Raw genomic sequence first — 12285 nt, 5'->3', positions numbered from 1 at the left:
CTAATATCCATACAAGCTAATTTAGCTGATTGCGCTTTATTAATTGGCGAAGGTAATCGAGGCAATCGCACCTTGCTTTTTAGTTTTGTTTGTAAGTGTTAACTCACCATTTTGATTACGTATTAATTCGCGGCTTAATACTAAACCAATGCCAGAGCCCTCAGGTTTGGTTGAATAAAACGGCACAAATAAGTTGTCGTTTAAATCAACGCCGATACCGTTATCTTCAATGGCAATTTGCCAGTTATCTGCTTTATTAATTCGAATAGTCACGCCAGACGAGTTTGCAGTTAAATTTGCCTCATTAGCGTTTTTAACAAGGTTGAGTAAAGCCTGTTCTAGTTGCTCAATATCACATTCAATTTCACCATTGTGTTCAATTTTGATATCGACATCGGGGAAAAGTGCTTCACAGCGTTTAGCAATTTCATCTGTGGTAACGTTGGCAAGTTTTGCGTTAGGAATTTGCGACAGTTTGGAATAGCTTGCAACAAACTCAAGCAGATGCTCAGCACGTTTTTCAATCACGTTAAGCATGGTGGTTTGTAAGTCTGACTGCGTTAGTTTTGGCAATTCTTGCAGTGATTGTGCCATTGAATAAATCGGCGTAAGTGAGTTACGCACTTCGTGATTAAGTACTCTTACTAGTTTTTGCCAGGCTTCTTTTTCGTTATGTCTTAAAGATTGCTCAATCGATACAAATACCAATAAACGATAATGACGATTACCGCGGTTGAGTGCATGTGCAACGACTTTGTGGCGTTGATTATTTTGCGCGAGTTGCCATTTGTCGGCATCGACACGGAGCCCTAAACTTGCTAAATCATTACCCAGTAAACTGGGTTTTTGATAATAATTGGATGCGGCTAGGTTATGATGATAAACCTGTGATTGGCTATCAATCACAATAATGGGTAGTTCAAGTTCGTTAATAAAATCAAAGATAAAGCTTTCGTTTTGCGCATATTCATGGCGTTTATTTTGAATGCGTTTGGCAATAGTGTGTAAATCGCGTTTTAGCCCAGCAACGCGACCTGCTGAGTACTTAGCAAGGTGCCATACTGTAAACTCTTCATTGGCTAAACCATCCAGCTGCACAGCAACGCTGTCGAGGGTATTAAAAAATCGGCGATACAGTGCAGTAAATACCACAACACTTGGGGCGAGTAGGGCAATAATCAGTGTTGTGCCTTCAAGAAAATCGAGCTGAAAATGCACAATTAAAAAAACTAACAGCCCTAATAAAATCAAACAAGGTAGCGTAAAAAGTGTAATGACTGTGCGTTCTAACGAGTGCTTTTGCATTAGTTGCTCTCTTTAACGCTAATATTGAATTTTTCGATGCGGCGATAAATAGCTGATTTACTGAGCCCTAAAAATTCGCCCGCAGCAATGACATTGCCATCAAAGTGCTTGAGCGCATTATTGATCATCAGCTTTTCAGCTTGTTCTAGGTTCATAAGTGGTACGCTTTCATGTTGTGTACTGAGCTCGAGTTGCAAATGTGTTGCATCAATACTGTCGCCATCGGTCATGATCACCGCGCGCTCTAATACGTGTGATAACTCACGTACATTACCCGGCCAACTGTGCGCTTTGAGTTTTTCTAACGCGGTATTTGTAAGTAGTAAAGGCTCAAAACCATAGCGCTTACAGTGTTTTTCAATAAAGTGATTAGCTAGTAAGGCAATTTCGTCTTGGCGGTCGCGAAGTGGCGGAATAGTCAGTACTAAGGTGTTGAGCCTAAATAATAAATCGCGTCTAAACTCGCCATTGTTTATGGCTTTTTCAAGGTCGGCATTGGTGGCCGAGATAATTCGTGCGTTACTGGTTTGGGTTTTTGAGCTGCCGAGTATTTCAAACTCGCCGGTTTCTAAAACGCGCAGCATTTTGGCTTGCAGTGACATTGGCAGGGTGCCAATTTCGTCTAAAAATAAGGTGCTATCGTTGGCGAGCGAAAAGCGACCTTCGCGATTTTCTTTCGCGTCGGTAAATGCCCCTTTTTTATGTCCAAATAATTCACTTTCAAATAAGTTATCGGGAATAGCCGCCATATTGACACTGACCATATTGTGGTGTGCGCGAGCGCTGTTATCGTGAATGTACTGTGCAAGTAGGCTTTTACCTGAGCCATTTTCGCCGGTGATCAGCACATTTGCGTCCGTTTTTGCAATGCGGCTTGCGGCTTTAACTAGCGTTTTAGATTGTTCGCCTAATGCTAAAAATCCGCTGCTAGGTTGGCTGTCGCTGGTATTTTCTGGCGCTAGTTGGTTTTCGATGGATTCGAGTAATTTGGCGTTTTTCCATGGTTTTTCAACAAAGTCGGATGCGCCAAGTTGCATTGCTTTAACCGCTAAGTCGACTTTTGCCCATGCGGTGATGACAATCACGGGAATAGTTAGTTGTTGGCGTTTCAGCTCTTTTAAAAAGCCAAGGCCTTCTTCGCCAGATGTGGTGTCTTTGGTGAAGTTCATATCAAGCAAAATTAAATCGATTTGCTGATTTTTTAAAAGGGCTAAGCCGACACTTGGATGGTCGGCTTCAGTGCACGTGTAACCATGGCTTTCAAGTACAATGCGCGCCGATAAACGCACATCTATGTGATCATCAATAATCAGTATTTTTTTCATAATTTTATTTTTATAGCTTTAGAGCCTTAACCAATTAAGGGCTTTCTTAACTGGCTAAGGCCAGAGGTATTAACCCCAAATTTAGGTTAATTATCTCTAAGTGCTGCCATTGGTTTTGCGTTTATTAGTTTGCTCATTGGGAATAATGTGGCAAACAGTGCGAATAACACAATGCTAGCTGCGGTTATAGTGAGCCATAGCCAATTGAGAAGCAACCAATTTGCTAACTCAACTTTAAACATTGTGTAACCACCTACCATCACCACCAATGCGGCAATAAAAGCAAATGCTAAAGGCAGTAAGGTGTCTGACAACAATTGTTGATACAAGCGCTTGCGTTTTGCACCAAGTGCCATGCGCATACCGTATTCGTAGCGGCGAAGACCTAGGTTATAGCTGAGTACGCCATAAATACCAATACCCGCCAGAACTAGGGTAAAGAGTGCCAACACAATGCTTAAGCTTAATGTAATACGCTCCATATGAACCATTTTGGCGTATTCGTCTTCCAGAAAATCGAATTTCCAAAGGCCTATGCGGCTATCAACCGTACGCGCTGCCTGTAACAGCTGCTCTCGGTTTAAGGTTTTTCCTTGTTCCATTTGAATGATTAAGCCAAATGCATATGGCTGAGCAGCCCACCAAAAATGTCGCCCTTGGTGTTTGTCGAAAAACTTAGGGTGGTTAAAGTTTTCAGTAATACCAACCACTTCCACTGGGTTATCAGGGTCAAAACTTAAAAACTTTTCACCAATTAAACTGCCACCAGGTTTGAGCATATCGTTAACTGCTTTGGTGACCAAAAACTCGTGTTTTTCACCGCGAATAGCGGCTTCGCTAAAGGTGCGTCCTTCTATAATTTTAAGACCAGTAATATCAAAGTAATCAGGGCCTACCCAGGCTTGTGGAATAAAGACCGTTTCTTTACCTGACATATCTTTTACTGTGCTTGAGCGAAGTCCGTCGTTTACTGGGCTGTCGCCGTGGCCTACCTTAACAACACCATCGATGTTTGCCACTGCAGCGCGAATTTTTTGTAAGTCATTATATTTTTGCTCTAACGTACGCTCTCTATCGTTGATAAAGAGCATGGTGCTATAGCGATTATCAACTTCACTGCCAAGCGGTCGTAATAGCGTTTCTAAGGTTTTGTTTAATGCCATGGTGGCACCAATGACAAGGGCCGTTGCTAAAAACAGTTGCAGCGCAATTAACAGCTTTACGGTACTGCCTTTAATTTGGCTTACGCCGCCTTTACCTGAACTTTGAATTTGCGTTCTAAGCTGGCCAAAGTTGATTAATCGGCTGGTAATAAAAGCAAATAACCAAGCAAATACCACGCAACAAATAACGGCAGAAGAGACAACGGTAAGGTCGAGATTAATGGCGCTAACCAGTGGTAAATGCCCTTCACTTAAAAACTTAAATAGTTTGATGCCCCACGCCGCAAAAAATAAACCAGCCAGTGCTGAAACTACCATCAGCAAGCTTGATTCCACTAAAATACTGGTAAAGATCACACTGCGTTTTGCCCCTAAAACGGCTTGCAGTGCGAGTTGTTTGTGTTTTACAACGGCGCGAGAAATAAATAAGTTACTGACATTTAAGAGTGCAATCAGCACTAGACTTACTACGCCCACTAACATAAAAATTGCTAACGTATCGTTGCCGTTAAGTTCTTTTTCGCGAAACGGTGTAACGATAGGCACAATGTCGTCTACTTCATCAAATACCGCTTTCCAATCACTTTTAATTTCTAAGATACGTGCATGCAAGTAGGCTTTGGTTGATTCTGGGGTTTCACCCGCTTTAAGTGTGCCGATAAGTTTTAGGCTACCAAATAAGTTCCACCATGGGCTTGGACGCTCTTCATTATAAAAACGCGAATCACCGCTAAAGTGAAACCATAAATCACTTTTACTGCGGTTAAACATAAATGGGTTTGCGTAGTCTTTAGCTACAACCCCAACAATTTTATATTGGCCATGAACGAGTTCGATCGTTTGCCCGATTGCATTTTTGCTGCCATCAAAATAAGTTTGCCAAATTGCATAGCTGATCAGTACTTCGGTGCTTTTCTCATCAAGGCGTTTTTGTGGTGATAAATGTTGACCAGCAGCAAGTTGCATATTGGTAATGTCGTAATAGTCGTTGCTGGCAAAGGTCATATTTAACTTAGGCTGACCCGGCAAGTTCATTATTACGTCTTCGCCAATGTTAATTGCGGCGACTTTGTCAAAATTGTCGTGGTTGTTATACCAGTGAATAATCGATTGAAAGCTTTGAAAGCCGGGGCTGTTTTTATCGGAATAGACGTTGTCTTGTTCCACTACCACAAGACGCGATTCGTCATCGACATTAAGCGGTTTAATAAAGTAACTACTAAATAAGCTCATTACCACAAAAAAGCAGGCAAGCGTGAGCGACAGAGTGAGCACAATGGCGCTGGTAAACCCTGGCGCTTGCAGCAGCGAACTGCCGGCATGTTTTATTTGTTTGGTTAGGCGTTGGACACTCATGCATGCGCCTCCAACTGAGTTTCGGTCGTTACTGCAGGCGCTTTATCATTTACTGAATTTAGCACCTTACCATCGAGTAGTTTTACTTGTTTTTTAGCGTAGCCGGCATAGCGCGGATCGTGGGTTACCATGCAAATGGTAGTACCTTGTTCGTTCAGTTCGGCAAGTAATGCCATTACCGCATCACCATTTTTAGAGTCGAGGTTACCCGTTGGCTCATCCACTAATAAAATGCTTGGGCTGCCCGCTAATGCACGGGCAATGGCAACTCGCTGTTGCTGACCGCCGGATAACTGATTTGGTTTATGTTTAGCGCGATGATCAATCTCTACTTGTTTAAGAGCAGTATTCACGCGGGTATCAATATCAGCTTTGCTTAAAGCGGGTTCGCGATATAACAGCGGCAGCGCTACATTGTCAAAGACACTAAGTTCATCAATTAAGTTAAACGATTGGAAAATAAAGCCAATATGCAAATTGCGCAGCTCTGCAAGGGTATCCATATTAAGGCTGCTGGTATCGACACCTTCAATTTTATAGCTGCCGCTGGTAACGTCGTCGAGTAAACCCATCACACTTAATAAAGTAGATTTACCACAGCCTGATGGGCCGCTAATGGCAATGTAATCGCCTTTATAAATTTGTAAGTTGATATCGCTCAGTGCATGTGTTTCTACGTCGTCGCTAAAGTAAATTTTTGACACATTGGTCAGTTCAATTACCGGTGTATTGTCCATGATTGCTTCCTTAATTATTTGTAATCGTTATTGTTTGCAAGTGTTTAAAATCAGAGCTGTCTGAAATTACAAGGGTGTCACCGGCATTTGCACCTGAATTGATAACAATGTTATCGCCGGCTAGTTTACCAAACTCAACTTGGGTTTTAACTAGTTGATTTTCGGCTGGGTTCAAAATGAAAATATGGTTTTGTGTTTCGCCACTTACAAAGCTAGGGCGACGTACATAAAGAGCGTGGTTAAGCTCGTCTGTGACAATATCACCTTCAATGGTGAGCTGTGGGCGGGCATTGCTTGGTAAGCTGCCTGTAAGCTCAAGCTCTACAGTAATGCGACCATCGCTGACGATTGGATTAATACGATTCACCACCGCTGAAACCGTACCAGCGAAGGTGTTTACCATTGCTTTTTGACCGACTTCAATGCGGCTTGCTTCACGTTCTGGCACATTTAAATCGGCAAGTAGTTGATGCTCACTGCCAACTACCGCAAGTGGTGCACCCATTTGCACCGATTGACCTTGCTCTACATTGACCGCTTGCAACATGCCATTGATGCCAGCAGTGACATTGAGTTTATCGACATCTTGTTGTGCTGCATTAAAGCTAAGCTCAAATTCGCGCATTAATTCGCGCTCAACTTGTAAGCGTTGGTTGTGTAAATCACTCGCTTGGCTGAGCTGCTGTTTGGCAAGAGAAACGCGTTTACTCAGTTGTGATACTGCTAGTTGCGAGCGCTTATAATCTAGAGTAGAAACAATGCCTTGCTCAATCAGTTTTTGCTCTGCTTCAGCGCGCAAATTGGCGTTGGCAAGTTCGCTTTCAAGCAAAGTTAGGTTTGCTTCAAGGTTTAGTTTTTCACTTTTTTGGCTAAGTTTTAATGCTTCAAAATTAGCTTTTTGACGAGCGAGCGTTAAACGAGCACGGTTTAGTTGTTGCTCAAGTGTAGGATTTGAAAGGCGTAAAATCACCGTATCTTTTTCAACGCGGCTACCCGGTAGATGAAATACTTGTTCTACTTGTGCTTGATAGCGCGCAGTAATAAAGCGGCTGTATTTAGAGCGCAGTTGGCCAAACCCTGACACCGTTAATTTAAGTGGCCCACTACTTACATCTGCAAGCAGTAACTCATTTCGGTTTATGCTGGTATCCCCATCGCTAAACGAGGACGCAAACCCTACTACTAAACTGAGCGATAAAATAATCGCAAGCGGCATCGGCCAACGTTTCTTTTTATTATTACCTGCAAGGCTTTGTTTAATATCCATCTGACTAACTTCATAACTTTTGATAGTTTAGCTATAGCGAACGCTGTGCCATTTATTAAAGTAAATAAAATCAATGGTTTACTGTTTTTGGTTGAAGTGGGTTTTTCCCTTGAACGGGAATGGGAATTAAAAGTGGGAAAAGTTTTATCTCACGTGCATGTATGAAAGATAGAATAGAAATAACTAATAAAGCACGTTTAAGTCTTAGTTAAACGTGCTTTAATAATTGATACTCTGATGTTTATACTTTATTTAAGGTGTTAAAAGCTCTCGTTATTTAGCAATGTTTGATATGTTTGCACTAAGGCTTTCTCCTCTAACGCTACTGACCGCATGTTAATCATTAAGTCCCTGTTGTATTTTGCGAGCCTTACCCAACCAACTACTGAGGCTGGTTTTGGGGCTGCATTATGGACACTGCAAAAATATTGCATCTTGTTGATGTCATCTAAACCTTCAAATGCTTTATGGTGAGCTAAATAATTTTCTGGCTGTTCATTTATTGGATTTTTTGTCTTACCCTTGCAATAGCCATTAAGAAAATAGTCAAATCGTCCCTTAGAATTAGCCTCGGGCTTGGCTTTAATCCAAGCTTTAGCATTCAGTTGTTCAGCCAAGAACCTCTTGTTAAAACAATTCTCTACACCGTTTTTAAATTCGCAGTACTTTAAAGCATCGCTTTGCGTAATTACCAGAATAGTTTCTTCACCATGATTCAAATCCATAGAGCCTGCTGTACCAAAAGGATAGTTGTAGGTTACAGATTTTTTTTCGCCTTTTTCATCTTTCCATGCTACCGGTTTTGGCCAATTACACTTAGTCTCATCTGTTGCACTGCATACAATATTAGATAGTTCACTATTCTCATCCTCACGAATTGAATCCTTGATAATGTGATTTCGGCTAATTTGGGTATAATTGTCATCTGTATGAATAAACAGATCTTCAATCATTTGAGTGCGGGCAATAAAATGTGGCATAGGAGTACCGTTAATTCTATATTGCTTTCTAGTTTCATAATTAGGATCCAGCCACTTGTCCCAAATGTGTTTTTTTAAGAGCCGTTTGACATTGTTAGCACGACATGCGTATTTTTGCTCCTCGCTGAGGAAACTTTGAGCCGCAACAATTTGTTTGTATTCACTTGGTAATTCAAGTTCTTCTGATGGGCAGCTACTAGTAAAATCAAAGCTATTGTCGGTTAAGTCAAAGAAAGGTTTGATTGCTTGCGCTACATTGCCGGCCGCTCGCCACTCCATATGCCAATGCTTTGAAGTGAGTTTTGATGGTTCCGCAGTTACTTGACCTTCTTTATCTTTTTTTCCTACTTCCTGAGCTACCGTAATGTATGGACTTCTCCATTGGAAATACCCTTGAGCCTTTTCCTTCAGTCGACATTGGGGGCGATATTCGTTCCCGTCGACATGTTTAATAGGAAGGTCATTATCAGGATGAGGACAAGTTTCAAAGAAAGCCTCACTTGTATTTATAAGGTATTCCGCGAGTTTATTCTTAATCCTAACTTTTTCAGGTTCACCTTCACACATATTAGGTTGACCTGAGAATTTGCATATATCGTTGAATACAAAGTCTAGATTCGCGTAAAGAAAAGCTTTATCCGTAAGGTTATGAAGCTGAGCGTAAGTGTTCCATAAACGATATTCTGCGTATTCGTCAGGGAATTCATTTTTCGGATAGTCGCCCTTTTTATCATCCAAAACGTGGTTTGCAAGTTTTTTCAGTATGTCATTATCAATAGATTTTAATACTATGTTTGCTATAGTCATGAACTGATTCGAAGACTGGTCGGCACATTTCAAGTCAAAACGTTCATTAAAATAAGCAGGTGTTATTTCGGTTGTGAATTCGCCTTGTGCATCGTAGTTTAAATCCTCTGAGAAGTGATTATCTGTATTGGTAAGTTTGCACTTAGCATTCGAATCATTGTTAATCTTGAACGAAAATTGTAGTGTAACGCCCATATTCAATTTAATCTGTTCATCAAACACCTCTATCGGATCCACCGGGTTTATGCTGAAAGCGCGCTCGAATAAAGAGGTGTGATTTAGCTTAATACTAACTTTCTTTAAACTTGGAGCAGGTGGTGGAGTCACTTCAAAACTTGCTGTGGTTTCAACTTGATAACCCAGTTCATTTTGGCAAGTAAAGGTATTAGTGAATTGGCCAGTTTGTTTTGGCTCAAATACATATGGCGCACTGATACTTATACTATTACCCGATTTATCGGTGCATGTAGCCGCATTCGTTGTAACCTTGTTTAATGTTATGCTCTCTCCCAAAGTCACTTTTTGTGGGGAATATGAGAAGTTAGCGGTTGGTTTCGAAATGACTTCATAGCTTGCCGTTGTTTCAACTTGGTAACCCAATTCATTTTCGCAAGTATAGGTATCGGTAAATTGGCCAGCTTGTTTTGGTTCAAATACATATGGGGTACTGGTACCGATATTTGTTCCCCACTTATTGATGCATTTAACCGCATTCGTTGTAACCTTATTTAACGTTACGCTCTCTCCCAAAGTCACTTTTTGTGGGGAATATGAGAAGTTAGCGGTTGGTTTCGAAATGACTTCATAGCTTGCCGTTGTTTCAACTTGGTAACCCAATTCATTTTCGCAAGTATAGGTATCGGTAAATTGGCCAGCTTGTTTTGGTTCAAATACATATGGGGTACTGGTACTAATGCTATTACCCCATTTATTGATGCATTTTACTGCATTCGTTGTAACCTTATTTAACGTTACGCTCTCTCCCAAAGTCACTCTTTGTGGGGAATATGAGAAATTAGCAGTTGGTTTAGCGATGACTTCATAACTTATAGAATCACTGGCTGTATCACCTTGAACGTTTTCACAAGTGTAGGTATCGGTAACTTTGCCAAGCCGTGTAGGCTCAAACGGAAATGCGCCACTGGTGCCGATATTTGTTCCCCACTTGTTTGTGCATCTAGCCGCATTAGCTGAAACTTTATTTAACGTAATGCTCTCACCCAAGGTAACTTTTTGTGGGGAATAGGAGAAGTTCATTGTTGGTTTTGGCGCGGCGACCTCATATTCAGGATAAGCACTTGCCAAATCTCCATATTTGCTCTCACATGTGAATTTTTCTTTAAATTTACCTAGCTGTTTAGCCGCAAACTTATAAGAACCTGCCGTTCCGATTGTATTACCATGTTTATTAAGACACTTGACTGTATTTTGGCTTGACCAGTTTAAGGTAACGTATTGGCCTGAGACTACTTTGCTAGGTGAATATTTGAAACTTAATTTAGGTATTGGCCTGGGTACAACCTCATAACTCGGTGTTGCTGAAGCTTCCTCGCCAGTATCGCTTGTGCAAGTAAACTTATTAGAAAAAGAGCCTACACGATTTGGTGTAAACTTATATCTTCCTGCTGTTCCAATAATATTGCCATATTTGTTTTTACAAGTAACCGTATTGTTAGAAGACCAAACTAATGTTGATTCTTCTCCAAGAACGACTTTTTTTGGTTGATAACTAAAATTTAATGACGGCACTGCTGCGTTAGCGGTGGTAGCTAACAAAAACAACAGACTTGTATAAATTTTCAATTTTATGTCCTTTTTTTAAATTGATTTGACGTCACAAAAGGTACTACTTCTTGTTTAAAAGAGACCTGTATGTGAAATTAAAATTAAAGGTTGTGTTGAGTTTTATATTTTGTTTTCTGGAAAAGAAGCAGAATGATTAGAGGTTTTAAAACCAATTTGGCAAATCGATTTAAATTGGCTAGAGGAAACATTACTAATTAAATGCATCTAAAATCCCTATTAGACTCATATGTTTGGATTAAAGGAATACTATACTGTTTCAGAAAATGAATTGAAACTGTATTTTTTAAGCGTACCCAGTTGGCTTGCTATAAAGGTCAAATATTAGTGCCCTATAGGTGATTAGCAATTTAGCTAACCTTGACAGTTATTCTAGGACATCACTCCAATTCAATCGGCGAATAACCTATACCATCAGGGCCTTTGCCTGTGGGTAGTTCAAATAAGGTTTTACCGCTTGGAATATCTATCACGAGTAGTTTGTTTTTGCTATAAGCCGATAAAAACACAGTGCGATCGTTAGGGTGGAAGGTAACGCCTTTTGGCCCGATATTATTGAATGTGATTTGGTGTAGCTGTGTTTTATTGACAGCATCAAAAATCGTTAAAGTATTGTTTTTGTAGTCAGGGATAACGGCGTATTTTTCATCTTTTGTGAGTAAAATACGGTAAGGGAATTTAAAGCCTCGCCATTGCTTAATTATATTGTCGGTTGTTAGGTCAAAAACAGTAACTAAGCCATTTTTATTGCTGCCGACCCAAAGCTCAGTGCCCGATTTATTAATGGTGATAGCTTTGGGTGTTTCTGGTGTGGCAATTGTCCTTAATAACTTGCCCGAATTTATATCCATTTCAGAAACAGTATCGTCATGCATATTGGGCGTGTAAACGCGGTTGTTAGCATGTGCGAGTGCGACCATATGCGAGCCTTTTTGATGTGTGTGTATTGCTTTTTCAATGTTTCCCAAATCGATATCGACAATTACCACCGAGTTTGAACCTTCTGCGGATACTGCAACCTTATTTGTACCTTTTAAATATAAAATGCCGTGGGGATAGGGGTGTTTGACAAGGCTAATGGTGTTAGTCGCTTTTGCGGCTTTAATATCGAATACCGTTAAACTGTTACCGCCATTGTAGTTAGTGACAACGGCTGTAGTTGCATTGTCATTTACGGCAATTTCATGAGGGCCTTTGCCTGTGCGTCGAGTGTATTTGATTTTTCGACTTTGTAAGTCGATAAAACTCACCGTATCTGCTTTTTTATTTACGACCACTAACGTACCTGAGAGCGTGTCATCGTTTGCTGATAGCGACAAGCCAATTAGTGATAGTAGTCCTGGCATAACAACCGCACGGAGTATTTTTTTCATAGTTCTCTCAATTATTAGCATGGGATTAAGCAAAAATGCGAACTCGGGCGCAAGGTAAACATAATCTCTGTGTTTTCTTAAAAAATGCCAATATGTATCTACTTGTCAATTTATCTTTTGAACATTAGGCATTCTCTTTTGGAATTCTATAAATTCAGATATACGGTGC

Annotated in this window: 7 protein-coding genes; all 7 read right to left on the bottom strand. The window is 40.6% G+C overall.

Features of this window, described 5'->3' with window-relative positions:
• Nucleotides 1-39: 39 nt before the first annotated feature.
• Entirely contained in the window at nucleotides 40-1305 is a 1266-nt protein-coding gene (locus L1068_RS21165) for a HAMP domain-containing sensor histidine kinase (protein ID WP_237131859.1), read from the bottom strand.
• Entirely contained in the window at nucleotides 1305-2630 is a 1326-nt protein-coding gene (locus L1068_RS21160) for a sigma-54 dependent transcriptional regulator (RefSeq protein ID WP_237131858.1), read from the bottom strand. Before L1068_RS21160 ends, L1068_RS21165 begins: the two co-directional genes overlap by 1 nt.
• Nucleotides 2631-2716: 86 nt before the next feature.
• Complete coding sequence (locus L1068_RS21155; RefSeq protein WP_237131857.1) at nucleotides 2717-5149, bottom strand: ABC transporter permease; 2433 nt, start codon at nucleotides 5147-5149, stop codon at nucleotides 2717-2719.
• Nucleotides 5146-5886, bottom strand: coding sequence for an ABC transporter ATP-binding protein (locus L1068_RS21150; protein WP_237131856.1), 741 nt, complete (start codon nucleotides 5884-5886; stop codon nucleotides 5146-5148). The genes L1068_RS21155 and L1068_RS21150 overlap by 4 nt, the downstream gene beginning before the upstream one ends.
• Before the next feature lie 10 nt (nucleotides 5887-5896).
• Complete coding sequence (locus L1068_RS21145) at nucleotides 5897-7153, bottom strand: HlyD family efflux transporter periplasmic adaptor subunit (protein WP_237131855.1); 1257 nt, start codon at nucleotides 7151-7153, stop codon at nucleotides 5897-5899.
• Between the two features lie 260 nt (nucleotides 7154-7413).
• Nucleotides 7414-10743 carry a hypothetical protein gene (locus L1068_RS21140; protein ID WP_237131854.1) on the bottom strand — a complete coding sequence of 1110 codons (3330 nt, stop codon included), beginning with the start codon at nucleotides 10741-10743 and terminating at the stop codon, nucleotides 7414-7416.
• A gap of 380 nt (nucleotides 10744-11123) precedes the next feature.
• Complete coding sequence (locus L1068_RS21135) at nucleotides 11124-12116, bottom strand: YncE family protein (protein ID WP_237131853.1); 993 nt, start codon at nucleotides 12114-12116, stop codon at nucleotides 11124-11126.
• Nucleotides 12117-12285: the final 169 nt, after the last annotated feature.

Origin of the sequence: Pseudoalteromonas sp. MMG024 (genome assembly GCF_021654175.1) — a bacterium.
In the GTDB taxonomy this organism is placed as follows: domain Bacteria; phylum Pseudomonadota; class Gammaproteobacteria; order Enterobacterales; family Alteromonadaceae; genus Pseudoalteromonas.
Note: the sequence above shows the minus strand (reverse complement) of the source record. Positions and strands in the feature narration are given on the sequence as shown.

Excerpts from the sequence above, each read along its gene's own strand:
- L1068_RS21165 (WP_237131859.1), bottom strand. The coding sequence starts at position 1,305 with ATGCAAAAGCACTCGTTAGAACGCACAGTCATTACACTTTTTACGCTA.
- L1068_RS21160 (WP_237131858.1), bottom strand. The coding sequence starts at position 2,630 with ATGAAAAAAATACTGATTATTGATGATCACATAGATGTGCGTTTATCG.
- L1068_RS21155 (WP_237131857.1), bottom strand. The coding sequence starts at position 5,149 with ATGAGTGTCCAACGCCTAACCAAACAAATAAAACATGCCGGCAGTTCG.
- L1068_RS21150 (WP_237131856.1), bottom strand. The coding sequence starts at position 5,886 with ATGGACAATACACCGGTAATTGAACTGACCAATGTGTCAAAAATTTAC.
- L1068_RS21145 (WP_237131855.1), bottom strand. The coding sequence starts at position 7,153 with ATGGATATTAAACAAAGCCTTGCAGGTAATAATAAAAAGAAACGTTGG.
- L1068_RS21135 (WP_237131853.1), bottom strand. The coding sequence starts at position 12,116 with ATGAAAAAAATACTCCGTGCGGTTGTTATGCCAGGACTACTATCACTA.